Genomic DNA, 24,615 nt, shown 5'->3' on the forward strand with positions numbered 1-24,615 from the left:
AAAAAAATAATATTATGATTTTGGATATTAAAATGATTCGAAGTTTTTATTCAAATTTAAAATTTAGAATTAGTAAAATTCGAAATAAAATAGGTAGGCCTATGAACTATTCTGAAAAAATTCTATATTCTCATACTTCAAATAAAATAAATTCAGATAATCAAGATTATAAGGATTCTTATTTCAATTTTTTTCCGGATCGTCTAGCTATGCAAGATGCTACAGCACAAATGACCATACTTCAATTTATGAAAACTGGAAAAAATAAAACAAAAATACCTACAACGGTACATTGCGATCATCTTATAAAATCAGTCAATGGAGCAGAAGAAGATTTAAAGGAATCTATAATTGAAAACCAAGAAATTTATGATTTTTTGAAATCGGCATCCAATAAATATGGTATAGGATTTTGGAGACCTGGATCAGGAATTATTCATCAAATTGTTTTAGAAAATTATGCTTTTCCTGGAGGAATGATGATTGGAACAGATTCTCATACTCCTAATGCTGGTGGGTTAGGTATGTTAGCTATAGGAATAGGAGGGGCAGATGCCGTAGAGGTTATGTCTGGATACTTTTTAGAATTAAAAATGCCTAAAATTATTGGAGTTCATTTAAAAGGGAATCTAAATGGATGGTCCTCACCTAAAGATGTAATATTAAAATTATCTGGAATTTTAGGTGTTTCAGGAGCTAAAGGTTTTATTATTGAATATTTTGGAGATGGGATAGAAAGTATTTCATGTACAGGTAAGGCAACTATATGTAACATGGGTGCTGAAGTTGGAGCTACTTCTTCTTTATTTCCATATGATCCTAAAATGAGTTTTTTTTTAGATAAAAGTGGAAGAAAAGAAATATCTGAAATGGCAGATAAATTAAGCAAATTTTTAAAATCAGATAGAGAAGTATATAATAATCCATGTCAATATTATGATAAAATAATAGAAATAGATCTAAATATATTAGAACCACATATTAATGGACCATTTACTCCTGATCGTGCTATTCCAATTTCTAAAATGAAAGAAGAAGTGATTAAAAATAATTGGCCTATTAAAATAGATGTAGGATTAATCGGGTCTTGTACAAATTCTTCTTATGAAGATCTATCAAAATCTATTTCTATTATTAAACAAGCAAAAAAAAAAAGATTAACAATTTCTTCTGAATTTTTAATCACGCCAGGATCTGAAAAAGTATATCGTTTAATAAAAAAACAAGGATTTATTTCTATTTTTAATAAAATAGGTGCAAAAATTTTTTCTAATGCTTGTGGTCCTTGTATTGGACAATGGAATAGAAAAGAAAATAATAAAAGAAAAAATACAATTATTCATTCTTTTAATAGAAATTTTTCATCCCGTAATGATGGAAATCCAAAAACACATGCTTTTATAGCATCTCCTGAAGTTGTTACTGCTTTAATTTTTTCCGGATATTTAACCTTTGATCCTAGAATAGATAAATTAAAAAATGAAATAGGAGAATATATAAAATTTGAAGAGCCAAAATCTATAGATATGCCTATTTGTAAAAATTTTAATTTAAAAACGTTAGGATACGAAAATCCAGAAAAAAATGGAAAAAATCTATCTATATATATCAATCCAAAATCAAAAAGAATACAAGAATTATCTGAATTTCCTTATTGGAATAGAAAAAATTTATTAAATATTAGACTTTTAATAAAAGTAAAAGGAAAATGTACTACAGACCATATTTCCATGGCAGGTCCATGGCTTAAATATAGAGGTCATCTTGAAAAGATTTCTGAAAATTTATTAATTGGAGCTGTTAACGCTTTTAATAATAAAATTAATAAAATAAAAAATATTTTTACAGGAAATTATGGAACAGTTCCCGATACTGCTAAATTTTATAAATTAAAAAAAATTACAACTTTAATTGTTGGAGATGAAAATTATGGAGAAGGTTCTTCAAGAGAACATGCTGCTATGGAACCTCGTTTTTTAGGAGTTCGTATAGTTCTTGTAAAATCTTTTTCTAGAATACATGAAACTAATTTAAAAAAACAAGGAATTTTAGCTTTAACTTTTTTGCATTCTTCCGATTATTATAAAATTAAAGAAGAGGATATTTTTCATTTTTATATAAAAGATTTTCGTCCTAAAAAAAATATTGATGTAGAATTAATTCATAATAATGGAAAAATAGAAAAAATAAAAGTCCAACATTCTTATAATAAAAGACAAATTCAATGGTTTATATTTGGCTCTTTTTTAAATTTTATTCGAGAAAAAAAATAAAAATAATTTTATATGAATATTATCCATATTTTTTTATTAAAAAGTATTCGAATTTATCAAATAGGAATATCTCCATGGATAGGAAAACATTGTAGATATATACCAACTTGTTCCGATTATATGATTCAATCTTTAATAAAATATAGCTTTTATAAAGCTATTTTAATAAGTTTGAAAAGAATTTTTAGATGTTATCCATGGGGTAATTCAGGATATGATCCTATAAAATAAAAATTATGTTAAAATATATTAATTGGGATCCTATCCATAAATTTATTTTATGGAAAGGGGTTTCTATACATATTTATAGTTTAATGTTTTTTCTATCTTTTTTAATAGGATGGTATATTATGAAATATATTTATAAAATAGAAAAAATTCATCAAAAATATTTAGATACTTTATTGGTATATACAGTTTTAGGAACTGTTATAGGAGCAAGATTAGGACAGATATTTTTTTATGATTTTTCATATTTTTCAGATCATTGGATAGAAGCTTTTTTTCCTGTAAAAGAAAATTATTCTAAATTAGGAATAATAAAAGGTTATGAATTTATTGGTTATAGAGGATTATCTAGTCATGGAGCTACTATAGGAATTATTTTATCTATTTTTTTTTATAGTAAAAAAATACTTAAAAAATCCTTTTTTTGGATATGTGATAGATTATGTATTGTAGCTACATTATCTGCCGTTTTTATAAGAATTGGAAATTTTTTCAATTCTGAAATTGTAGGAATTCCATGCAATTCTTCTTTACCTTGGTCTGTTAAATTTTTACAAATGGATACAGGATATGGAGAGATAGTTCCTAGACATCCAACTCAAATATATGAATCGATTATTTATTTTTTCATTTTTTTATTTTTATGTTTTTTATATAGAAAAAAAAATATTAGAAATATTACTGGATATATATCGGGTATTTTTTTTATTTTACTTTGGTCTTCTAGGTTTTTATTAGAATTTATGAAAGAACCACAAGGAGATGAGATCATAAATATGTACTCTCTAAATACTGGACAATGGCTTAGTATACCATGTATTATTTTTGGAATATTTATTTTTTATTTTTCTAGGAAAAATAAACATTTTTTTTCATGAAAAAAATAAAAATTTTATTTTTATTTTTTTTATTTTTTCTTTTTTCTGCTTCTGAAAAAAGTGAAAATGAAGAATCCTTATTTTTTGATGTAGGAGATCAATTAGAAATTGAATTTTTAAAACACGGAGAATTGTATATGAAAAATAAAAACTTTTTGATAAAAAAAATTGATGTAGAATTAGCAAATACACCTATAAAAATAAAAAATGGATTAATGTATAGATCTTCTCTAAAAGAAAATAGAGGGATGTTATTTTTATTAACTAATAAAGAAGATATTTATCAAATAAATATGAAAAATATGCGAATTCCTTTAGATATTATTTATATTGATTATTTTAATACCGTTTTTTTTATAAATAAATATGTTTATCCTATGAATAGGATAGAAAAAATTAATATTTCTAATATAAAATATATTTTGGAAATAAATGCTGGTATGTCAGATAAGTGGGGGATAAAACAAGGAAAAACAAAAATTTTTTTTAATAAATAAAAATAATAAATATTGAATATTATTTAACTTTAAAAATTTAAAATTTTATAATTATTATGGTTTTTATATCTGATCAAGCTAAAAATAAATTGATTTCTATTATGAAAGAAGAAGGACTCTCTAATGATCTTTCTTTTGTTAGATTTGGTGTTAAAAATGGAGGATGTTCTGGTTTATCTTATGAACTTACTTTTGATGAAAAAAAGAAAAAAGAAGATAAACTTTTTAAGTATGATGGAATGAAAATATTAGTAGATGAAAATAGTTTTCCTTATTTAGTTGGAATTACATTAGAATATTCAGGTGGTTTGAATGGAAAAGGATTTTACTTTAAAAATCCTAATGCTAAACATACTTGTGGATGCGGAAAAAGTTTTTCATCTTAATCTTAGTTATATTTCTATTATATGAAAAAAAAAAATAAAGTATTGGATAATTTTACTAGTTCTGATTATGAGTATAAATATGGATTTTATACTCCAATAAAATCGGATAAAATTCCAGCAGGATTAAATGAAAATGTTATTCGAAAAATATCAGAAAAAAAGAAAGAACCAATATGGATGTTAAATTGGAGATTAGAATCTTATTCTGTATGGAAAAAAATGAAAGAGCCAAATTGGGCAAATATAAAATATAAAAAACCAAATTTTCAAGAAATAAGTTATTATTCATCTCCAAAAAAAAAAATAGATCTAGATAATTTAGATAAAACGGATCCAGAATTATTAGATACATTTAATAAATTAGGAGTTCCTATAAAAAAAAATATTTCTAAAATTGCTACAGATATAGTATTAGATTCCGTTTCTTTGGTTACTACATTTCAAAAAAAATTGGAAGATTATGGGATTATATTTTGTTCTATTAATGATGCTTTAAAAAAATTTCCAGATCTTGTAAAAAAATATTTAGGTACTGTAGTTTCTAAAAAAGATAATTTTTATGCAGCTCTTAATTCAGCTGTATTTTCAGATGGATCTTTTTGTTATGTTCCAAAAGGAATTCGATGTCCTATGGAATTATCTACATACTTTCGTATTAACGAAAATGGAACTGGTCAATTTGAAAGAACTTTAATTATTGCAGATAAAGAATCTTATGTTAGTTATTTAGAAGGATGTACTGCACCAAAAAGAAAAGAAAATCAATTACATGCTGCTGTAGTAGAAATTATTGCTTTAGAAAATTCTGAAATTAAATACTCGACTGTTCAAAATTGGTTTCCTGGTAATAAAGAAGGTATAGGTGGTATTTATAATTTTGTAACAAAACGTGGATTATGTGAAAAAAAAGCTAAAATATCTTGGATACAAGTAGAAATGGGGTCTTCTATTACTTGGAAATATCCATCTTGTATTTTAAAAGGAGACTATTCTATTGGGGAATTTTATTCTTTAGCCTTAACCAAAGATTTTCAACAAGCGGATACAGGTACTAAGATGATTCATCTTGGAAAAAAAACGAAAAGTGTAATTATATCAAAGGGGATATCTTCTGGAAAATCTAAAAATAATTATAGGGGATTAGTTAAAATTTATTCTAAAGCTATAAAATCACGTAATTATTCTCAATGTGATTCCTTATTAATAGGAAATCAATGTCAAGCAAATACTTTTCCATACATAAAGGTATCTAATTCTAATTCTCAAGTAGAACATGAAGCTACTACTTCAAAAATTGGAGAAGATCAGATTTTTTATTGTAATCAACGAGGAATTGATACAGAAAAAGCTATTTTTCTTATTATAAATGGTTTTAGTAATGAAGTTTTAAAAAAATTACCAATGGAATTTGCAGTAGAAGCTCAAAATCTTTTAGAAATTTCTTTAGAGGGATCTGTTGGATAATAGAAAAAATATTTTAAATAATTTATATGTTAATTATAAATAATTTACATGTTTCTATAGAAAATAAAAAAATTCTTAAAGGAATTGATTTGAAAATTAATTCAGGAGAAATTCATGTAATTATGGGGCCTAATGGTTCTGGAAAAAGTACATTAGCTTCTGTTATTGCAGGTAAAAAAGAATATAATATAATTAAAGGAAATATTTATTTTCAGAATAAAAATTTACTAAATTTTTCTCCAGAAGAACGTGCACATTTGGGGATTTTTTTATCTTTTCAACATCCAGTAGAAATACCTGGAATTTCTGTAATTAATTTTATTAAAACAGCTATTAATGAATCTCGTAAAGCAAGAGGATTAGATAAAATGCCCGCTAAAGAAATACTTTTTAAAATGAAAAAAAAATCCGTACTTTTAAATATTGAAAAAAATTTTTTTTATCGATCATTGAATGAAGGATTTTCAGGAGGAGAAAAAAAACGAAATGAAATATTTCAAATGTCTATGTTGGATCCATTATTATCTGTTTTAGATGAAGTAGATTCAGGATTAGATATAGATGCATTACGTATTGTTTCAAATGGAATTAATACTTTAAAAAATAATAAAAATTCTATTTTAATTATTACTCATTATAAGAGATTATTAGATTATTTATTTTCAGATTATATAATGCATATTTTATATGATGGAAAAATAGTTAAATCCGGAAATAAACAATTAGCTGATAAATTAGAAAAAAAAGGATATAATTGGATTATAAATGAAAAAAAAAATATTTATCTAAATAATTAGATTATAATGTTATTAAAAGATAGAATTATCTCATCATTTTCAGAATTAAATTCTAGTGAAGAGGATTCTTATTTATCCAAATTACGATATCAATCGATCCATTTTTTTAAAAAAAATGGATTTCCATCTTCTAAAAATGAAGAATGGAGAGAGACGAATCTAAATTCAATTCTTAATCAAGACTATAAAATATTTTCAAAAAGAAAAAAAAAATTAGAATATCAGACAATCGAAAAAATGGTTTTTCTAAAAGAAAAAAATTCTTTTATTCTTGTTTTTATTGATGGAGAATATAATTTTTATCTATCCCATAAATATAATAATAAAAAAAAAAATATTATATTATCCAATATATCTTCACAAAAAGAAGAAAAAATTAAAAAATTTTATGGTAAGTTATTACGTAAATATGATGCATTTAATAGTTTAAATACTATTTTTTCAAATGATGGAGGATATATTTATATTCCTAATAATGTTTATTTAAAAACTCCTATAGAAATATTACATATTTATACAGGAGTAGAATCAAAAATTCTATTAAATCCAAGAAATTTAATTATAGTAGGTAAATCATCCAAAGTTAAAATTATTGAACATCATAAATCTTTAAAAAAACATTTATTATTTAGCAATTCTGTTAGTGAAATTTATGCATTTGATAATAGTGAAATAGAATATTATAAAATTCAAGATGATATTAAAGGGGATAATTTGATAGATAATACTTTTATTCAACAAAACTTATATAGTAAATGTTCAGTTCATACTTTTTCTTTTCAAGGAAATTTTATTAGAAATAATCTAAATTTTTATTCTAACGGAGAAAATACTTCTTCTTCATTATATGGAATTTCTCTTTTATCAGGAAAACAATTGATAGATCATCATACCTTAATAGATCATTTATATTCAAATTCATATAGTTTTCAATTATATAAAAGTATTTTATTAGAAAAATCTAAAAATATTTTTAATGGAAAAATACTTGTTGAAAAAGGAATAAAAGGAATTAATGCTTTTCAGAAAAGCAATAATATTCTTCTTTCGGATGAAGCTTATATATATGCAAAACCTCAATTAGAAATATTTTCTGATGAAGTAAAATGTTCACATAGTTGTACTATTGGAAGTTTTCAGGAATCTGATTTATTTTATTTTCAATCAAGAGGAATTCCAGAAAAAGAAGGAAAGGTTTTATTATTACTTTCTATTTTAGAGGAAGTATTAAAACCTATTAATATTTTAAAATTAAAAAATATAGTTTATAATAAAATAAAAAAAAAATTAGGCATATATTTATAGTATATGTTTTCAAAAGAAAAAATTCAAAAAATTCGAGATCAATTTCCAATTTTAAAAAAAAAAATTTATTCAAATTCTTTAGTTTATATAGATAACGCTGCTACTACTCAAAAACCTTTTCAAGTAATTAAAGCTTCTGAAATTTATTATTCCACTATAAATTCTAATGTTCATAGAGGATTACATTTTTTAAGTCAAGAATCTACTTTTTATGTAGAAAATGTAAGAAAAAAAATTCAAAAATTTATTCATGCAAAACATTCTTCAGAAATAATTTTTACAAAAGGAACTACAGAATCTATTAATTTAGTAGCTTCTAGTATTAGTTTTTTGATAAAAAAAGGAGATGAAATTATTATTTCCTATCTTGAACATCATTCTAATATTGTACCATGGCAAATTCTTTGTTCAAAAAAAAAAGCTTTATTAAAAATAATTCCCATTAATCAAGATGGATTATTACAATTAGAGTATTTTAATTTTTTAATTTCAGAAAAGACGAAAATTGTAGCAATTAATCATGTATCTAATGTTTTAGGAATAATAAATCCTGTAAAAAATATTATTGATAAATCTCATGAATATGGAGCCTTAGTTTTGATTGATGGTGCACAAGTTCCATCTAGTTTAGATTTAGATGTTCAAGATTTAAATGCTGATTTTTATGTATTTTCTGCACATAAAATGTATGGACCTACTGGTATTGGAATTTTATATGGAAAGGAGAAAATATTAAATTATCTTGATCCTTATCAAACTGGAGGTGAAATGATTAATAAAGTAAGTTTTGATCAAACTACTTATTCTGATTTGCCATTTAAGTTTGAAGCTGGAACTCCAAATATAGAAGGAATTATTGTATGGGGAGAAGCTATAGATTTTGTAGAAAAAATAGGAGTAGAAAATATCCAAAATTATAAAAAAGAACTTTTAAGTTATGCTATAAAACTTTTAAGTAGAATAGATGGAATCCAATTATATGGAGGAAGTGATTTAAAAAAAAGATCTAGTATTATATCCTTTAATTTAAGTAAATTACATTGTTTTGATGTTGGAAGTATTTTAGATCGTTTTGGAATAGCTGTACGAACTGGTCATCTTTGTGCTCAACCTTTAATGAATTTTTTTAATGTAAAAGGAATGATTCGTGCTAGTTTTTCTATATATAATACTTTTGAAGAAATAGATTATTTATTTGATAGTATTTTAAAAGTAAAAAAATTTTTATTAAAGCATTAAAAATATATGATATACGCAATTGTAAATATTTTAGGAAATCAATTTAAACTTATTGAAAATAAATTTGTTTATGTTCCTCGTCTTTCTTCTATGAATTTAGGAGAAAAAATATGGATTAATCAAATTTTTCTATTTTTTAAAAATGGATTTACAAAAATAGGAAATCCATTTTTAGAAAATATAAATATTCAAATAGAAATTTTACAACATTTAAAAGGAAATAAGATAATTGTATTTAAAAAAAAAAAGAGAAAAGGATATAAAGTAAAAAATGGATTTAGACCATTTTTTACAAAAATTAAAGTGATTTCTTTTTCAGAAATTGAAAAATAAAAATATAAAAAATTTTAATTTAAAATGGCTCATAAAAAAGGTTCCGGAAGTTCTAGAAATGGTCGTGATTCAGAAGGTCGAAGATTAGGAATAAAAATATATGGAAATCAATTTGCTAAATCAGGTAATATTATTGTTCGTCAACGTGGGACAAAACATTATCCTGGAATAAATGTAGGAATGGGGAAAGATCATACTTTATATGCTATAAAAACAGGATTTGTCCTTTTTAAAAAAATAAAAAAAAATAAGTCTATTGTATCTATTATATCCAAATAATGAAAATAAAATGAGGCTGGGTAGTTCAATAGGATAGAACAATAGTTTCCTAAACTGTAAGTTGTGGGTTCGAATCCCTCCCCGGTCATATAAAATATAAAAAATAAAAAAAAATAATGGTCCCAGCTGGATTTGAACCAGCGACCTCCTGATTATGAGTCAGATGCTCTAACCAACTGAGCTATGGGACCTATAAATACAATTTTAAAAAAAATTCTTTATTGATTCCAAAAAAAAAAAGTATACTTTTTTTTTAGTAAATTTAAGTTATAAAAATTTTATAATAATGGATTCCATTAAAAATAAAAAAATATCTTCAATATTTTATACGGAAATTGCCGAAATACTTCATCAAGAATTTAATAATGAAAATAGAGAAGGTTTTTTAATTACTTTGACCAAAGTTTGTATTAATCCCGATATGACTTTTATAAAAGGATATATATCTATATATCCTTTTATAAAAGAAAATATTTTTAAAAAAATTCGATCAAAATCTGGATTTTATAGAAAATTATTATCTAAAAAACTTAGATATCGTGTAAAAAAAATTCCAAAATTAGATTTTCGTTTAGAAAATTCTTTTTCAAGAAAACATTTGATTGAATAATTTTTATTGAATCCTTCTTTTTATATAGCTATACGCTATTTTTTTTCTAAAAAAAAAAATAATATTGTTAATATTATTATTTTTTTATCTATTTTATCTCTTAGTATATCTACATTTTCTCTATCTTCTATTTTATCTATTTTTTCAGGTGTAAAAAATTTAAATATTAAATTTTATCAAAATAATTATCCTGATATAATTCTTTCTGATTATAATAAAAAAAACATTTTAATAAATGATCAAATATTAAAAGAAAAAATGAAATCTATAAAAGGAATTTTTTCTTTTTCTAAAACTATAGAAAAAAAAGTGTATTTATATTATAAAAATAATAAATATTTTTTTTATTTGAAAGGTGTAGATTCCGAATATGGAAAAGTAATGAAAAATTTTAAAAAAATTGTTTTTATAAAAAAAAATAAATTATTTGATAAAAAATTGAATATATATATAGGATTATCTTATTTTTTACCTTTTTTTTCATTATTATTTTTTGATAAAATAGAAAAAAATCCTATAAAAATTATTTATTTTTTTTTTGATAAAAAAAAAATAAATAATCCCCCAATTATTATACAAAAAGAAGTAAAAATAAAAGGATTATTTCATTTTAATCAAGAAATAGATAATCAATATTTATTTTGTGATATTTCCGAAATTCAAAAATTAATTAAAAAAAAAACTTTTCATTTCCTAGAAATAAAAATTCATAAAAATGAAAATATAAATAATATCAAAAATCTTTTGAAAAAAAAATTAGGATCTAAATACATGATACAAACACGTATAGAAAAAGAAAAAGCTTTTTTAAAAATTATTAATACGGAAAAAATATTTATATATTTTTTATTATTTTTAATAAGTTTAATTGCTGGATTTAATTTAATTAGTGCTATTTTTATATTACAATTAGATAAAAAAGAAAATATTTTTATTTTATGTAGTTTTGGTTATTCTTTATATAGGATTAAAAAAATTTTTTTCTATATAGGTTTCATTATTACTTTTTCCGGATGTTTTTTAGGTATATGTATATCATATGTTACATCTTTTTTACAAGAAAAATATCATATTTTTAAAATTGGAGGAAAATTTCCTTTTCCAGTAAAATTTACAATAGAAGATTTTTATATGACGACATGTATAATTTTAACAATAGGTATAATCATATCTTTTTTTTCATCTAAAAGAATGAATTATTTATTGATCTAAATAATATTTTTTTAAAGGTTCTGATGCTTCTACATTAGAAAAAATTTTTTTTGCTTCTTTCTCGAAATCTTTAATATTTGGAAATCTATTAGAATAGTGCCCTAATATTAATTTTTTTACTTTAGCTTTTTTAGCTATAGATGCTGCTTGGTAAGCTGTTGAATGACCTGTATTAATAGCTCTTATTTCTTCTATTTTTAAAAAGGTTGATTCATGATATAGTAAATCTATATACTTTATATGATCAATAATAGGATAATAGTAGGAAGTATCTGAACAAAAAGCATAAGATAATATTTTAGGAGGATCAAATGTTAGTTGACAATTTGGTATAATTCTTCCTTCATTAGTTTTAAAATTTTTTCCAATTTTTAAGTCCTTATAATGTACAATATTGATATCAGGAATTTTTTTTATTTCTTCCATATTTAATTTTCTATTACTAAGTTTTTCTTTAAAAAGAAATCCATTAGTATAAATTCTATGTTTTAATGGAATAGTATAAACTTCTATTTTTTCATTTTCCATTATTTTTTCTAATTTATTAGAAGATAATTCTATATAATTTATGCAATATTTTATTCGTGTATAAGACCATTTAAAATGAGTATTGATAATATCTTTTAATCCTTTTGGAGCGTAAATATTTACCGCTTGTTCTCTTCCTAATAAATGAAAAGTAGAAAGTAATCCAATTAATCCGAAAAAATGATCTCCATGTAAATGAGATATGAATATATGTATTATTTTATTAAATTTTATTTTTGCTTTTCTTAATTGAACTTGTGTGCCTTCTCCACAATCAATAAGAAAAATAGATCCTTTCATTTCTAATATTTGAGATGTTGGATAAAATTTTTTAGTTGGAATTGAAGAGTGACACCCTAAAATAGTTAATGAAGATTTTTTCATTAATAATATAATATTGGTGATAATTAATTCATGAATTTTATCAAATTTTTAAAATATATAATTCTATAATTTTTTTTCATGTTTTTTTTCTTTTTTTAAAAAGAAAAATACAACCAATAATTATTATTAAACTAATAATCAAAATTAATAAAAAATTAAAACTTTTTTGTTTTGAAAAAAGTTCTTCATTTTTAATGAAAAAAAACATGGTAAATAATGCGAAAGCATTATTAAATATATGTAATAAAATACAATCTATTATGGAAGTTGTTGTAAAATAAATAAATCCTATAAAACTTCCAATAAAAAGTCCCCCTACAAATTGCCATGGATTCATATGAGTTAATCCAAATAAAAAAGAAGAAAATAAAATAGCTTTAATTGGATGGATTTTATTTTTTAACATTCCATTTAAAATAATTCCTCTAAAAAGTACTTCTTCACATATAGGAGCTAATAATACAGTTGTAGAGAAAAAAGGAATTGGATTTTTTACTTCTTCCTTAAAAAAATCTTCAATTTCTTTATACATATTTCCTAATAATGGTCCATCTTTTGGAACAAATGAAGATATGTAATCATTCAATATAATCATACAAAACATTACACAAAAAAGAACTAAATAAATATACCATGGAGATATTTTAAATGATAATTCTATAATAAGATTTTTCTTTTGTGCTTGATAAGAAACAAAAATAAATAAAAAAATAAATGGAATTGTATACGATATAGAAAATATCATACTTTCAGGTAAATTTATAGTAATCAATAATTTTCTAAAAATTATATTGAAAAAATTTAAAAAAGTAAATGATAAAATTAATAGAAAAGCTTCAGTATAACTTATTTTAAAATAATTCTTCATAAAGAATAAAATTTCGTTAAATTCCTCAAATTTTTTTTATAGGAATTATGTAATATTATATACATTTTTTTTTACGAAAATCTAGTATTTTTACTAGTTTATAAAGTTTTATAATTTATTATATTTAATAAAATTTTTTTGAATTTAATCATTTTTCAATTGTATTTTTGTAATAAACAAAAAAATGAAAGGTAAAAAAAATTTTTTAAAGAAAAAGAGGGGATAATTTATTAAAAATAAAAATAATAAAATCTATTATGTTATATTTTGATATAGATACTTTATTTAGATATTATAATTCTCTTATTAAGGATAAGACTATAACATCTTCTAGAATTTTTAAATATTCTAAGTTATTGAAAATGGTTAAAAAATACGAGAATATATGTTCTATTAAACCTATAGGATTTTCCATAGAGAAAAGAATAATTTTTAAATTTAAATGGGGTGAAGGGGATTTTAAAATTTTTATTTGGTCTCAAATGCATGGTGATGAAACTACAGGTACAAAATCTATGTTTGATATTTTTCATTTTTTTTCAAAAGAAAAAAATCATGATTTAGTTAGATTTTTAAGGAATAAATTAACTATTTTATTTATACCTATGTTAAATCCTGATGGTTCAGAAAAATTTCAAAGGAGAAATTTTGTAAATATTGATTTAAATAGAGATGCTATTCGTTTACAATCTCCAGAAATTAAGATATTATTTTATGAAATAAAAAAGACTAATCCTCATATTTTATTTAATTTACATGATCAAAAAAGTATTTATAATATTGGAGATAAATATTTTAATCCATCTATTTTATCATTTTTATCTCCTTCTGTAGAAGGAGATAAAAAAATAACTTATAAGAGAAAAAAATCTATGGGATTGATCTCTTCTATTGAAAAAAAAATGAGAGGTATATTACCCAGTATCGGATCGATAGGACGATACTCAGATAAAATATATCCTACAGCTACTGGAGATAATTTTCAAAAATTAGGTTATCCTTCTATTCTTTTTGAAGCGGGTTGGTTACCTAAAGATAATCAAAAAGAGATAATTAGAAAATATAATACTTTTTCTATTCTTTTAGGTTTTTATTTACTTTCTACTAATAAAATAAATATTGAAAAAGAATATAAATCTTATTTTTCTATTCCTGAAAATAAAAACAAATTATTCGATAAAATTTATAGAAAATTTCAAATAAAAAAAGATAAATATCAATTTTTAGTTGATATAGGAATGAGGACTATAGAAAAATTTGATCCTATTCGAAAAAATATCAATTTAATTTCAAAGATTGTTGATATAGGAGATTTATCTAATTTTTTTGCATATGAAGATACTATTTTTAATGAAAAAAATTTTTATATAAAAAGAAAAAAAGGTAAAAATTTTCCAGAAATTGGAGATCAATACATATTTGATATTTTTTAAATTCATTTTTTAAAATTAGAAACTGTTAATTTTTTTCTATTTTTTTTTCTTCTTCTAGATAGAATATTACGACCATTTTTTGTATTCATTCGTTTTAGAAATCCATGAATATTAACTTTTTTTCTATTAGAAGGTTGGTAAGTTCTTTTCATAAAAAATTAAAATATTTTATATAATTTTTTTTATAATAATTGTTTTTAATTTTTCTTCTATTATAAATATTTTTTTTTTATTTTTTTCTATAATTTCAATATGATAAATCAAAGGAAAAGGTTTTTCTTTAAAAATTTTTTTTTGAAAAAAAATTTTTCCTTTTTTCAAAATTTTGGATTTTATAAAAACAGGATTGCATAATATAGAGTTTTTTTTACATTTTTGTATATTATTTTTATTTACTTCAATTATTATTTTTTTATTTTTTATATTATTATTCAATATTTTTTGATGATAAGAAGTAGAATAATTATAGGAATAATATAAAATTATAATACCAATAATAAAACCTGTTAAAAAAAAATAAAAACGCCTCATGAAATTCATAATCAATTACAAAAATAAATTTGGCAATTCCTAAATTACATAAAGTTTTTGAAAATTAAATTTATTTATTATAAAATTTATTTTTTATATTAAATATAGTATATATATTATTGATATATAATAATTTAAAAAAAATAAATTAGAATTAAATTCATAAATAATTTACTAAAATTATTTCAATAAATGTGATAAAAATTAATAATAAAAAATAAAAAATGTTAGTGAGTCATCTTTCCTCTTAATAATATTAATTAATTTATGTTGGATAAACAAAAAACCATTGCAAAAAAAATTTCTTTTCAAGGAATAGGGTTATATACTGAAAAAAAAGTTACTATTACTTTTAAACCAGCTCCAGAAAATACAGGATTTATTTTTGTTAGAACAGATATCAAAGGAAACCCTTATATGAAGGCAAATCTATCCTTTCTATTAAATAAAACTGAAAAAGGTCTTATTCTAGAAAATAATGAATTTAAAATCCGTACTAGTGAACATGTACTTGCTGCTTTAACTGGTATGGATTTAGATAATGTTATTATAGAATTAGATAATACTGAATTTCCTATAATGGATGGATCTTCCAAATATTTCGTAGAAGCTATTGAAAAAGTTGGAATTATAGAACAAAATGCAGAAAGAAAATATTATTCAATAAAAGAAATTATATCTTATGAAGATTCAAAAACAGGAGGAGAAATTATTGCATTACCTTCTAAAAAATTTGAAATAATAATTTTGATGGATTTTGATTCAAAATTTATTGATACACAAAATGCTGTATTAAAAAATTTAAGTCAATTTAAGAAAAAAATAGCAAATTCAAAAACTTTTTGTTTTCTTTATGAAAAAAAAGAAAAAATTGTGAATAGAAAAAATTTACATTTTTTACATTATAATACTTCTAATGAAATGGCTAAACATTATCTTTTAGATATTATTGGTGATTTAACTTTAATAGGAGTGAAATTAAAAGGTAAAATAATAGCTTATAAACCATGTCATTATATAAATACACAATTTGCAAAAAGATTGATAAAAAAAATTAAAGTATTCAAAAAAAAAGATATCCCTCAATTTGATTTAACAAAAAATCCTCTGTTTGATATAAAAAGGATTATGAGAATTTTACCTCATAAACCTCCATTTCTTTTAGTAGATAAAATTATAGAATTAACAGAAAATTATATAATAGGAGTAAAAAATGTAACTATGAATGAACCTTTTTTTATGGGGCATTTTCCTAAAGAACCAATAATGCCTGGAGTTTTACAGATAGAAGCTATAGCACAAGTAGGTGGAATTTTAGTTTTAAATAAATTAAAAAATCCAGAATTTTATTCTACCTATTTTTTAAAAATAGATAAAGTTAAATTTAAACAAAAAGTAGTTCCTGGAGATTTATTAGTTTTTCAAGTAGATTTATTAAAGCCTATAAGAAGAGGAATTGTTCATATGAAAGGAAAAGGATATGTAAATAAAAAACTGGTAGTTGAAGCAGAAGTATTGGCAAAAATAATGAAAATTGATTGATTTTTTTAAAAAAATTTTTACATATTTAATTTTAATACAATGTATATACGAATATATCAGAAAAGGATTATATATATTACATAAAAATAATAAATAAAAAGGATATTATGCTTTTATAAGAACTAAATTAAAAAATATTATGACAGATCATATTTTAGAAATTAATTTTTCAGCTAAATATAAAATAAAAAAAAAATAGAAATTGAATCATATCGTTATTAGATGTCAAAGTCTATATTTATTTATATAAATATAAAAAAAAAGTTATGATCAAATAAAAATTGAAAAAAAATTAATAAAAAATAATCCTAACTGTTATTTTAAAAATTAAATATACAAAATCTGTAAAAAAAAGGAGATACTATTATAATAAAGCTAATAAAATTGCTATTTTAGAAATAAAAACTAAACTTTTAGCTCCTTTATTTTTATAAATTCCGGGAATATATTAAAATTAATACGGATAATAATAAATCCTATTATCATAGAAATAGTTAGAAAATAATAAAAAAAATATATTAAAATATCAGATAAATAATTATGAGTATTTTGATAGATAAGAACATTCGAGTTATTGTACAAGGATTAACTGGAAAAGAAGGTTTATTTCATACTGAAAGGATGATTAATTATGGAACAACTGTAGTTGGTGGGGTAACTCCTGGAAAAGGAGGTAAAATTTATTTAGGAGTCCCTATTTTTAATACTATGTATGAAGCAGTTAATAATACTGGAGGAAATGTAAGTGTTATTTTTGTTCCTTCTTTATTTGCTTCAGATGCTATGATGGAAGCAATTAGTATGAATATTAAAGTAATTGTATGCATAACTGAAGGAATTCCAGTTTTAGATATGATACGAGTAAAATATTTTTTAAAAGGAAAAATATCACGATTAATTGGTCCCAATTGTCCTGGAATTATTTCTCCGAAAAAATCAAAAGTTGGAATTATGCCTAATCTAGTTTTTAATAAAAAAGGAGGTGTAGGAATTATATCTAGATCTGGTACACTTACTTATGAAGCTGCCGATCAAATAATAACATATGGATATGGGATTTCTACTGCGATTGGTATAGGAGGAGATCCTATTATTGGAATGAATATCCAAGAAATTGTAGAATTATTTTTGAAAGATAATGAGACGAAATGCATTGTTATTATTGGAGAAATAGGTGGAAAATTAGAAATTGATGCTGCAGAATGGATAAAAAAATCAAAAAATAAAAAACCAATTATAGGATTTATAGCAGGAAAAACGGCTCCTAAAGGACGTACCATGGGTCATGCTGGTGCTATTATAGGAAGTACATCAGAAACTGCAAAAGTAAAAATGAATATCATGAAAAAATGTGGAATACATATTGTTTTATCTCTTGCATATATAGGAATGAAAGTGAATGAAGTTCTTCATGATAATGAAAAATAATGTATTAATGGATAAATTTTTAATAATTGGATTAGGGAATCCAGGTAGTTTATATCAAAAAACAAGACATAATTTAGGTTATTTTATTTTAGATAAAATATCAGAAAAATATTTATTTTCTTTTGATAAAAAAAAATTAGGTTTTCTTTCAGAATTCATTTTTTATAAAAAACAAATATTTTTTCTAAAACCTTCTACTTATGTTAATAAAAGTGGTTTATCTGTTAAATATTGGATGAATAAAAAAAAAATACTATTAAAAAATATTCTTATAATATCTGATGATATTTATCTTAATTTTGGATCTCTTCGTTTAAGAGGAAAAGGAGGTAATGGAGGACATAATGGATTAAAAAGTATTGAAAAAGAATTAAAAAGTTCTCATTATGCTCGTCTTCGTTTTGGAATTAAAAATAATTTTTCTAAAAAAACAGATTATGTATTAGGAATTTGGAAGGAAAATGAATTAAAGGATATACTTAATAAATTGGAAATAAGTATTAATATAATATTTTCATTTATTTTAAATGGATTACAAAAAACAATGAATTTATTCAATAAAAAAAAATTATAATAGTATAAAGATTATTATAGAAACTTATAATAAATAAAAATATCGATTTTTATTAAATTAGTTCGAATTTATTTAATATTATCATTATATATAAAGTAAAATAATAAATTATGTATGCATAACATTCGGAATTTTTGTATCATTGCACATATAGATCATGGAAAAAGTACTTTAGCTGATCGTTTATTAGAATTTACAAAAACAGTTCCAAAAGGATATAGACATCAATTACTTGATGATATGGATTTAGAACGAGAACGTGGTATTACTATTAAAAGTCATGCTATTCAAATGGAATATAAATATAAAAATAAAGAGTATAAATTAAATTTAATAGATACTCCAGGACATGTAGATTTTTCCTATGAAGTATCACGTTCAATTGCAGCTTGTGAAGGTGCTTTATTAGTTGTTGATTGTACTAAAAGTGTACAAGCACAAACTATATCTAATCTCTATTTAGCATTAAAAAAAAATCTTTTCATTATTCCAATATTAAATAAAATTGACTTATCTAATTCAAGATCTGAAGATGTTATAGAAGAAATTATAGAACTAGTAAAATGCAAATCGGAAGATATTATTTCTGTTAGTGCTAAAAATGGATTTGGAATTAAGGAAGTTTTAGATAAAATTGTTACACATATTCCCCCTCCAAATGGGGATAATAAAGCTCCTTTACAAGCAATGATTTTTGATTCTTTTTATAATTCATTTACTGGAGTAATCGCTTATTTTAAAGTAAAAAATGGATTTATACAAAAAGGGCAAAAATTACGTTTTATGTCTACAGAAAAAATTTATTATGCTTATGAAATAGGGATTCTTAAATTGAAACGTATTTCTAAAAATAAGATTGAATCAGGAGATGTAGGATATATCGTTTCTGGAATTAAGAATACTTATGAAGTAAAAGTAGGAGATACGATCACTGATGCTAAAAATCCAGCTTTAAAAGCTATCAGTGGATTTGAAGAAGTTAAACCTATGGTTTTTGCTAGTGTTTATCCTGTAACTTCTGATAAGTATGAGGAATTACGTTCTGCTATGGAAAGATTGCAATTGAATGATGCTGCTCTTACTTTTAGTTCTGAATCTTCATCTGCTTTAGGATTTGGATTTCATTGTGGTTTTTTAGGTATACTTCATATGGAAGTTGTGAAAGAACGTCTTGAACGTGAATATGGAATTACCGTAATCATTACTATTCCTAATGTTTCTTATAAAGTTTTTATGAAAAAAAAATCGAATAAGGTTATTATTGTTAATAATCCTTCAGATTTTCCAGAAATGGAAAAAATACAAAAAATAGAGGAACCTTATGTTTTAGTTTCCGTTCTTACTAAAGAAAATTTTATAGGTAATGTTATATCTTTATGTATAGGAAAAAGAGGAAATATAATTGGAGATCAACATCATTTAACCTCTAGTAGAATAAAAGTTACATTTGAAATTCCATTATCTGAAATAATATTTGATTTTTATGATAAATTAAAAACAATATCTAAAGGATATGCTACTTTTGATTACTATTTTTTAGATTATAGAAATTCTGATTTAAAAAAAATTACTGTATTAATTAATCATCAGAAAGTAGATGCTTTATCTCTTTTAGTTCATAAAGAAAAAGCTTTTTTTATAGCAAGAAAAATATGTAAAGAGTTAGCAATTTTGATTCCAAAGCATCAATTTAGTATACCTATTCAGGTTTCTATTTCTGGAAAAATTATTGCTAGAGAAACTATTAAATCTCTAAGAAAAAATGTAACTGCTAAATGTTATGGAGGGGATATTTCTAGAAAACGAAAACTTTTGGAAAAACAGAAAAAAGGAAAGAAAAAAATGCGTCAGATAGGAAAAGTGGAAATTCCTTCATCTACTTTTGTCAATTTTTTAAAAATTAATTAAAAATTTTTCAATATGTCCAAAATTAAAATAGGAATAAATGGTTTAGGAAGGATAGGAAAATTGGTTTTAATATCTGCTTTAAATAAAAATGATATTGAAGTAATATCCGTAAATGATTTAGCTTCCATAGAATATTTAGCTTATATATTAAAATACGATTCTGTTCATGGTCCTTTTAAAGGAAATATTCGGATAGAAAATAACAATTATTTAATTTTAAATGAAAAAAGGATAAAAATAACTAATGAAAAAAATCCTGAAAATTTAGAATGGGGGAATTTAGGGGTAGATTATGTTGTTGAATCTACTGGTCTTTTTTTAACGAAAAAATTAGCTGAAATACATTTGAAATCAGGAGCTAAAAAAGTAATATTATCCGCACCTCCAAAAGGAGATGATATACCGATGTATGTTATGGGAGTTAATCATGATACTATTAATTCAAATCAAGATATTATATCTAATGCTTCTTGTACTACTAATTGTTTAGCTCCAATTGTTAAGGTATTAAATGATAATTTTGAGATATTGGAAGGATTGATGACTACAATACATGCTTCTACTGCAACTCAAAAAATTGTAGATTCTGTTTCATCTAAAGATTGGAGAGGTGGAAGATCATCCTTAATTAATATGATTCCATCATCTACTGGAGCTGCAAATGCGGTTGGAAAAATTATACCTAGTTTAAACGGAAAATTAACAGGAATGGCTTTTAGAGTCCCTATATCAGATGTATCAGTATTAGATTTAACTGTTCGTTTAAGGAAGAGGACTACTTATGATTGTATTAAATATTGCATAAAAAAAGAATCTGAAACTAGATTAAAGGGAATTTTAGGATATACTGAAGAAGCAGTAGTATCTACAGATTTTATAGGAGATAAAAGAATTTCTATTTTCGATGCTAGTTCAAGTATTATGTTAAATCCTACTTTTATAAAAATAGTTTCATGGTATGATAATGAAGTAGGTTATTCTACTAAATTAATAGATCTTATTCATTATATGGTTTATCGTGATTATGGAATATAATTCAAAAATAAAAACTTTTTATTATATTGATCCGTTTTAAAAACTAAATTTTTTATTCCATTACTAATCATTAGATATGGTGCTTTTATATTTTTATTATATTTAGATATTTGATCGAAAATTTTTTGTGTTAATAAAATATTAGGTGCTTTACATTCAATAATTATATGTGGTTTTTTATTTAAATGAACTAAAATATCTAATCTTTTATTTAATTTATTGATATGAAAAGGGTGTTCGACCCATATATCAGAATTTTTATAATTTTTTACTTTTTTTAGTAAAAAAATTATGTATTGACGAATTACTTCTTCCTTAGTAAAGGAATAAAATTTTTTTCGAATTACACAGAATATATAAGTTTTATTCTTTATTTTTTTTAAATGTAAATGATTAGAAAAAAAATCAAAAAAATACATATATACTCAATATTAAAAAAAATATTTTTTATGTCAAAAAAAATAATGAATTGTGTAATTATTGGATCTGGTCCTGCTGGATATTCAGCAGCTATATATGCCGCTCGTGCAGATCTAAATCCTACCCTTTTTTTAGGATTTCAACCTGGTGGTCAATTAACAGTTACTACGGATGTGGATAATTATCCTGGATTTCCAATAGGAATTAGTGGAAATGAACTTATGGAAAATTGTAAAAAACAAGCATTACGTTTCAATACTCTTATTATTCATAAAACTATTACTGAAGTATATTTATCTAATCAGAAAGGTGGGGTACATTTTATTAATGTAGAAAACAAAGAAAATATAGAAAGTAAAGGTATTATCATAGCTACAGGTTCTCGTTCTAAATTTTTGGGATTAGATAAAGAAAAAAAATTTATAGGACTTGGAGTTTCTTTTTGTGCTACTTGTGATGGGTATTTCCATAAAGGAAAAGATGTAGCAGTTGTAGGAGGAGGTGATACTGCTTTAGAAGAAGCTAGTTATTTATCCAAAATTTGTAAAAATGTATATTTATTTGTTAGAAAAAATTATTTTAGAGCATCTAAAGCTTTACAAAATCGTATTCTTAAAAAGAAAAATATAAAAATTTTTTTTTGTTATCAAGTGATAGAAATTATTGGAGATCGTTTTTTAGAGGGAATTAAAATAATGAATAATAAAGATAAAAATACTAAAATCCTTTTTATTAGTGGTCTATTTATATCCATAGGTCATACTCCTAATACAGAATTATTTAAAAATCAACTTAATCTAGATAAAAATGGTTATATTATTGTAGAAAGAGGTGGGACTTCTACGAATAAACCAGGTGTATTTGCTGCAGGCGATGTTCAAGATCCTATATATCGTCAAGCTATTACTTCAGCTGGTACTGGATGTATGGCCGCTTTAGATTTGGAAAGGTATTTATATTTATATTAATTATTTAATATTTTTCATTTTTTTTTATGCATGAAAGAAAACTATCATTTTTTCCATTTTTTAATTTCCCATGCCAAAAATTATGGTTTTGTTTTTCCATCTAGTGAAATTTATGGAGGTTTACATGCTATATATGATTATGGACAATATGGAATAGAATTAAAAAATAATATTAAAGAATATTGGTGGAAGTCAATGACTCAACTTCATGAAAATATAGTTGGGATAGATACTTCTATACTTATGCATTCTGATATTTGGAAAGCTTCTGGACATATTGAAAAATTTAATGATTTTTTAATTGACAATAAGGATTCTAAAAAAAGATATTGCCCTGAGATCTTAATTAGAGAATATGTTAATTTAATGGATAACAAAAATAAAGGTCATTTAGTAAAAATTCCTAAAGAAAAAATATTATTTCGAATGTATCAATCCTTAAAAAAAAAGGATTTATTAGATATTAGGGTTTTAATTGATGAATTAAATATACCTGATCCAATATGTGGATCTCATAATTGGACAAATATTCGTTTATTTAATATGATGTTTAAAATTGAAGAAGAAAAAGGAAATTTATTATATCTTCGTCCGGAGACTGCACAGGGTATATTTTCTAATTTTTTAAATATAAAAAATTCTAGTAGAATGAAAATTCCTTTTGGAATTGCTCAAATAGGAAAATCATTTCGTAATGAAATTATTGCTAGAAAATTTATTTTTCGTATGCGTGAATTTGAACAAATGGAAATGCAATTTTTTATTCTTCCTGAAGAAGAAATGAAATGGTATGAATATTGGAAAAAAAATAGGTTAAAATGGCATTTAGAATTAAATTTAGGAAATAAAAAATATCAAATACGTGATCATGAACAACTTGCACATTATGCTAGTATCGGATCAGATATAGAATTTAATTTTCCTTTTGGATTTCAAGAAATAGAAGGTATACATTCCCGAAGAGATTTTGATTTAAAACAACATGAGGAATTTTCAAAAAAAAAATTAAGAGTTTTTGGAAAAACAAAGATGATTGGAAATTATATTCCTTATGTAATAGAAACATCCCTAGGTTTAGATCGTCTTTTTTTAGCTATATTTTATTCTTCTCTTAAAAAAGAAAAATTAGAAAATGGAAATGAACGGATTGTACTAAAATTTCCACCTTATTTATCTCCTATAAAAGCAGCTATATTTCCATTAGTTTTAAAAGATGGATTACCAGAAATTGCAAAACGAATATTTAATAATCTTAAGATAGACTATCAACTAGTTTATGATCAAAAAAAATCTATTGGAAAACTTTATCGAAGACAAGATGCTATTGGAACTCCTCTTTGTTTTACTATAGATTATGATACTATCAAAACAAATACAGTAACTATGAGAGATCGAGATTCTATGAAACAAAAAAGAATTCATATAAAAGATATTTCTAAAATTATAGAATATAAAACTGGAATACGAAAAATTTTAAAAAAATTATCAATATAAT

27 protein-coding genes and 2 tRNA genes are annotated in these 24,615 nt (G+C 22.7%); 23 read left to right on the forward strand and 6 right to left on the reverse strand.

Going from position 1 to position 24,615, the window contains the following annotated elements:
- Window positions 1–14 precede the first annotated feature (14 nt).
- From DM780_RS00090 to DM780_RS00145, 12 genes are all read left to right on the forward strand, one after another.
- A complete protein-coding gene (locus tag DM780_RS00090; RefSeq protein ID WP_110548489.1) occupies window positions 15–2,273 on the forward strand; it encodes an aconitate hydratase in 2,259 nt (752 codons plus the stop codon).
- A 12-nt stretch (window positions 2,274–2,285) separates the two neighbouring features.
- A complete protein-coding gene (gene yidD, locus DM780_RS00095; protein WP_110548490.1) occupies window positions 2,286–2,504 on the forward strand; it encodes a membrane protein insertion efficiency factor YidD in 219 nt (72 codons plus the stop codon).
- Between the two features lie 5 nt (window positions 2,505–2,509).
- On the forward strand, window positions 2,510–3,379 hold the full coding sequence (gene lgt / locus DM780_RS00100) for a prolipoprotein diacylglyceryl transferase (protein ID WP_110548491.1): 870 nt from the start codon (window positions 2,510–2,512) through the stop codon (window positions 3,377–3,379).
- On the forward strand, window positions 3,376–3,876 hold the full coding sequence (locus tag DM780_RS00105) for a DUF192 domain-containing protein (protein WP_110548492.1): 501 nt from the start codon (window positions 3,376–3,378) through the stop codon (window positions 3,874–3,876). Before lgt ends, DM780_RS00105 begins: the two co-directional genes overlap by 4 nt.
- A 56-nt stretch (window positions 3,877–3,932) precedes the next feature.
- Window positions 3,933–4,262 (forward strand): HesB/IscA family protein, encoded by a 330-nt coding sequence (locus tag DM780_RS00110; RefSeq protein ID WP_110548493.1) that lies wholly within the window; start codon window positions 3,933–3,935, stop codon window positions 4,260–4,262.
- A gap of 21 nt (window positions 4,263–4,283) precedes the next feature.
- On the forward strand, window positions 4,284–5,726 hold the full coding sequence (sufB, locus tag DM780_RS00115; protein WP_110548494.1) for a Fe-S cluster assembly protein SufB: 1,443 nt from the start codon (window positions 4,284–4,286) through the stop codon (window positions 5,724–5,726).
- Window positions 5,727–5,752: 26 nt separating this feature from the next.
- Window positions 5,753–6,523 carry a Fe-S cluster assembly ATPase SufC gene (gene sufC, locus DM780_RS00120; protein WP_110548495.1) on the forward strand — a complete coding sequence of 257 codons (771 nt, stop codon included), beginning with the start codon at window positions 5,753–5,755 and terminating at the stop codon, window positions 6,521–6,523.
- Between the two features lie 6 nt (window positions 6,524–6,529).
- Window positions 6,530–7,828 carry a Fe-S cluster assembly protein SufD gene (sufD, locus tag DM780_RS00125; protein WP_110548496.1) on the forward strand — a complete coding sequence of 433 codons (1,299 nt, stop codon included), beginning with the start codon at window positions 6,530–6,532 and terminating at the stop codon, window positions 7,826–7,828.
- A 3-nt stretch (window positions 7,829–7,831) separates the two neighbouring features.
- Complete coding sequence (locus DM780_RS00130) at window positions 7,832–9,067, forward strand: aminotransferase class V-fold PLP-dependent enzyme (protein ID WP_110548497.1); 1,236 nt, start codon at window positions 7,832–7,834, stop codon at window positions 9,065–9,067.
- 6 nt (window positions 9,068–9,073) lie between these two features.
- The gene (gene rplU / locus DM780_RS00135; protein WP_014245985.1) at window positions 9,074–9,400 is read left to right on the forward strand and encodes a 50S ribosomal protein L21; all 327 of its coding nucleotides are present in this window, start codon (window positions 9,074–9,076) and stop codon (window positions 9,398–9,400) included.
- A gap of 24 nt (window positions 9,401–9,424) precedes the next feature.
- Entirely contained in the window at window positions 9,425–9,679 is a 255-nt protein-coding gene (gene rpmA, locus DM780_RS00140; protein WP_110548498.1) for a 50S ribosomal protein L27, read from the forward strand.
- A 14-nt stretch (window positions 9,680–9,693) separates the two neighbouring features.
- Window positions 9,694–9,767: transfer RNA gene (locus DM780_RS00145), tRNA-Arg, on the forward strand.
- A gap of 29 nt (window positions 9,768–9,796) precedes the next feature.
- Here DM780_RS00145 and DM780_RS00150 read toward each other — a convergent pair.
- A tRNA-Ile gene (locus DM780_RS00150) sits at window positions 9,797–9,870 on the reverse strand.
- A 95-nt stretch (window positions 9,871–9,965) separates the two neighbouring features.
- Between DM780_RS00150 and DM780_RS00155 the strand changes: the two genes are divergently transcribed.
- Together DM780_RS00155 and DM780_RS00160 are read left to right on the forward strand one after the other, a co-directional pair.
- A complete protein-coding gene (locus DM780_RS00155; protein ID WP_110548499.1) occupies window positions 9,966–10,289 on the forward strand; it encodes a ribosome-binding factor A in 324 nt (107 codons plus the stop codon).
- A 6-nt stretch (window positions 10,290–10,295) separates the two neighbouring features.
- The gene (locus DM780_RS00160; protein ID WP_110548500.1) at window positions 10,296–11,501 is read left to right on the forward strand and encodes an ABC transporter permease; all 1,206 of its coding nucleotides are present in this window, start codon (window positions 10,296–10,298) and stop codon (window positions 11,499–11,501) included.
- On the opposite strand, the gene DM780_RS00165 is transcribed toward DM780_RS00160, so the two are convergent.
- Window positions 11,490–12,413: a ribonuclease Z gene (locus tag DM780_RS00165; protein WP_110548501.1), complete on the reverse strand. Its 924-nt coding sequence runs from the start codon at window positions 12,411–12,413 to the stop codon at window positions 11,490–11,492. The genes DM780_RS00160 and DM780_RS00165 overlap by 12 nt on opposite strands.
- Window positions 12,414–12,489: 76 nt before the next feature.
- Window positions 12,490–13,281 (reverse strand): CPBP family intramembrane glutamic endopeptidase, encoded by a 792-nt coding sequence (locus DM780_RS00170; RefSeq protein ID WP_110548502.1) that lies wholly within the window; start codon window positions 13,279–13,281, stop codon window positions 12,490–12,492.
- Between the two features lie 257 nt (window positions 13,282–13,538).
- On the opposite strand from DM780_RS00170, the gene DM780_RS00175 reads away from it, so the two are divergent.
- Window positions 13,539–14,714, forward strand: coding sequence for a M14 family zinc carboxypeptidase (locus DM780_RS00175; protein WP_110548503.1), 1,176 nt, complete (start codon window positions 13,539–13,541; stop codon window positions 14,712–14,714).
- Window positions 14,715–14,716: 2 nt separating this feature from the next.
- On the opposite strand, the gene rpmH is transcribed toward DM780_RS00175, so the two are convergent.
- Both rpmH and DM780_RS00185 read right to left on the reverse strand, forming a co-directional pair.
- Window positions 14,717–14,866 (reverse strand): 50S ribosomal protein L34, encoded by a 150-nt coding sequence (gene rpmH, locus DM780_RS00180; protein WP_110477338.1) that lies wholly within the window; start codon window positions 14,864–14,866, stop codon window positions 14,717–14,719.
- A 16-nt stretch (window positions 14,867–14,882) separates the two neighbouring features.
- On the reverse strand, window positions 14,883–15,245 hold the full coding sequence (locus tag DM780_RS00185) for a hypothetical protein (RefSeq protein WP_235611985.1): 363 nt from the start codon (window positions 15,243–15,245) through the stop codon (window positions 14,883–14,885).
- A gap of 267 nt (window positions 15,246–15,512) precedes the next feature.
- Between DM780_RS00185 and fabZ the strand changes: the two genes are divergently transcribed.
- The 6 genes from fabZ (at window position 15,513) to gap (ending at window position 21,732) form a co-directional block, all read left to right on the forward strand.
- On the forward strand, window positions 15,513–16,787 hold the full coding sequence (gene fabZ / locus DM780_RS00190) for a 3-hydroxyacyl-ACP dehydratase FabZ (RefSeq protein ID WP_110548505.1): 1,275 nt from the start codon (window positions 15,513–15,515) through the stop codon (window positions 16,785–16,787).
- Window positions 16,788–16,926: 139 nt separating this feature from the next.
- Window positions 16,927–16,986 (forward strand): hypothetical protein, encoded by a 60-nt coding sequence (locus DM780_RS03075; protein WP_394336189.1) that lies wholly within the window; start codon window positions 16,927–16,929, stop codon window positions 16,984–16,986.
- 341 nt (window positions 16,987–17,327) lie between these two features.
- On the forward strand, window positions 17,328–18,215 hold the full coding sequence (gene sucD / locus DM780_RS00200; protein WP_110548506.1) for a succinate--CoA ligase subunit alpha: 888 nt from the start codon (window positions 17,328–17,330) through the stop codon (window positions 18,213–18,215).
- Complete coding sequence (pth, locus tag DM780_RS00205; RefSeq protein WP_110548935.1) at window positions 18,205–18,789, forward strand: aminoacyl-tRNA hydrolase; 585 nt, start codon at window positions 18,205–18,207, stop codon at window positions 18,787–18,789. The genes sucD and pth overlap by 11 nt, the downstream gene beginning before the upstream one ends.
- 114 nt (window positions 18,790–18,903) lie before the next feature.
- Window positions 18,904–20,697 carry a translation elongation factor 4 gene (gene lepA / locus DM780_RS00210; RefSeq protein ID WP_110548507.1) on the forward strand — a complete coding sequence of 598 codons (1,794 nt, stop codon included), beginning with the start codon at window positions 18,904–18,906 and terminating at the stop codon, window positions 20,695–20,697.
- A 12-nt stretch (window positions 20,698–20,709) separates the two neighbouring features.
- The gene (gene gap, locus DM780_RS00215) at window positions 20,710–21,732 is read left to right on the forward strand and encodes a type I glyceraldehyde-3-phosphate dehydrogenase (protein WP_110548508.1); all 1,023 of its coding nucleotides are present in this window, start codon (window positions 20,710–20,712) and stop codon (window positions 21,730–21,732) included.
- Here gap and DM780_RS00220 read toward each other — a convergent pair.
- A complete protein-coding gene (locus DM780_RS00220; RefSeq protein ID WP_110548509.1) occupies window positions 21,720–22,151 on the reverse strand; it encodes a type I restriction enzyme HsdR N-terminal domain-containing protein in 432 nt (143 codons plus the stop codon). The genes gap and DM780_RS00220 overlap by 13 nt on opposite strands.
- A 30-nt stretch (window positions 22,152–22,181) precedes the next feature.
- On the opposite strand from DM780_RS00220, the gene trxB reads away from it, so the two are divergent.
- Both trxB and DM780_RS00230 read left to right on the forward strand, forming a co-directional pair.
- Entirely contained in the window at window positions 22,182–23,120 is a 939-nt protein-coding gene (trxB, locus tag DM780_RS00225; protein WP_110548936.1) for a thioredoxin-disulfide reductase, read from the forward strand.
- A gap of 30 nt (window positions 23,121–23,150) precedes the next feature.
- Complete coding sequence (locus tag DM780_RS00230; protein ID WP_110548510.1) at window positions 23,151–24,614, forward strand: glycine--tRNA ligase; 1,464 nt, start codon at window positions 23,151–23,153, stop codon at window positions 24,612–24,614.
- Window position 24,615: the final 1 nt, after the last annotated feature.

The sequence above is a fragment of the Blattabacterium punctulatus genome (genome assembly GCF_003226695.1).
Taxonomy (GTDB): domain Bacteria; phylum Bacteroidota; class Bacteroidia; order Flavobacteriales; family Blattabacteriaceae; genus Blattabacterium; species Blattabacterium punctulatus.

Excerpts from the sequence above, each read along its gene's own strand:
- sufC (WP_110548495.1), top strand. The coding sequence starts at position 5,753 with ATGTTAATTATAAATAATTTACATGTTTCTATAGAAAATAAAAAAATT.
- sufD (WP_110548496.1), top strand. The coding sequence starts at position 6,530 with ATGTTATTAAAAGATAGAATTATCTCATCATTTTCAGAATTAAATTCT.
- rplU (WP_014245985.1), top strand. The coding sequence starts at position 9,074 with ATGATATACGCAATTGTAAATATTTTAGGAAATCAATTTAAACTTATT.
- rpmH (WP_110477338.1), bottom strand. The coding sequence starts at position 14,866 with ATGAAAAGAACTTACCAACCTTCTAATAGAAAAAAAGTTAATATTCAT.
- DM780_RS00175 (WP_110548503.1), top strand. The coding sequence starts at position 13,539 with ATGTTATATTTTGATATAGATACTTTATTTAGATATTATAATTCTCTT.
- fabZ (WP_110548505.1), top strand. The coding sequence starts at position 15,513 with ATGTTGGATAAACAAAAAACCATTGCAAAAAAAATTTCTTTTCAAGGA.
- pth (WP_110548935.1), top strand. The coding sequence starts at position 18,205 with ATGAAAAATAATGTATTAATGGATAAATTTTTAATAATTGGATTAGGG.
- yidD (WP_110548490.1), top strand. The coding sequence starts at position 2,286 with ATGAATATTATCCATATTTTTTTATTAAAAAGTATTCGAATTTATCAA.
- gap (WP_110548508.1), top strand. The coding sequence starts at position 20,710 with ATGTCCAAAATTAAAATAGGAATAAATGGTTTAGGAAGGATAGGAAAA.
- rpmA (WP_110548498.1), top strand. The coding sequence starts at position 9,425 with ATGGCTCATAAAAAAGGTTCCGGAAGTTCTAGAAATGGTCGTGATTCA.
- DM780_RS00170 (WP_110548502.1), bottom strand. The coding sequence starts at position 13,281 with ATGAAGAATTATTTTAAAATAAGTTATACTGAAGCTTTTCTATTAATT.
- DM780_RS00105 (WP_110548492.1), top strand. The coding sequence starts at position 3,376 with ATGAAAAAAATAAAAATTTTATTTTTATTTTTTTTATTTTTTCTTTTT.
- DM780_RS00230 (WP_110548510.1), top strand. The coding sequence starts at position 23,151 with ATGAAAGAAAACTATCATTTTTTCCATTTTTTAATTTCCCATGCCAAA.
- DM780_RS00130 (WP_110548497.1), top strand. The coding sequence starts at position 7,832 with ATGTTTTCAAAAGAAAAAATTCAAAAAATTCGAGATCAATTTCCAATT.
- sufB (WP_110548494.1), top strand. The coding sequence starts at position 4,284 with ATGAAAAAAAAAAATAAAGTATTGGATAATTTTACTAGTTCTGATTAT.
- DM780_RS00185 (WP_235611985.1), bottom strand. The coding sequence starts at position 15,245 with ATGAGGCGTTTTTATTTTTTTTTAACAGGTTTTATTATTGGTATTATA.
- lgt (WP_110548491.1), top strand. The coding sequence starts at position 2,510 with ATGTTAAAATATATTAATTGGGATCCTATCCATAAATTTATTTTATGG.
- trxB (WP_110548936.1), top strand. The coding sequence starts at position 22,182 with ATGTCAAAAAAAATAATGAATTGTGTAATTATTGGATCTGGTCCTGCT.
- DM780_RS00165 (WP_110548501.1), bottom strand. The coding sequence starts at position 12,413 with ATGAAAAAATCTTCATTAACTATTTTAGGGTGTCACTCTTCAATTCCA.
- sucD (WP_110548506.1), top strand. The coding sequence starts at position 17,328 with ATGAGTATTTTGATAGATAAGAACATTCGAGTTATTGTACAAGGATTA.
- DM780_RS00220 (WP_110548509.1), bottom strand. The coding sequence starts at position 22,151 with ATGTATTTTTTTGATTTTTTTTCTAATCATTTACATTTAAAAAAAATA.
- DM780_RS00090 (WP_110548489.1), top strand. The coding sequence starts at position 15 with ATGATTTTGGATATTAAAATGATTCGAAGTTTTTATTCAAATTTAAAA.
- DM780_RS00155 (WP_110548499.1), top strand. The coding sequence starts at position 9,966 with ATGGATTCCATTAAAAATAAAAAAATATCTTCAATATTTTATACGGAA.
- lepA (WP_110548507.1), top strand. The coding sequence starts at position 18,904 with ATGCATAACATTCGGAATTTTTGTATCATTGCACATATAGATCATGGA.
- DM780_RS00110 (WP_110548493.1), top strand. The coding sequence starts at position 3,933 with ATGGTTTTTATATCTGATCAAGCTAAAAATAAATTGATTTCTATTATG.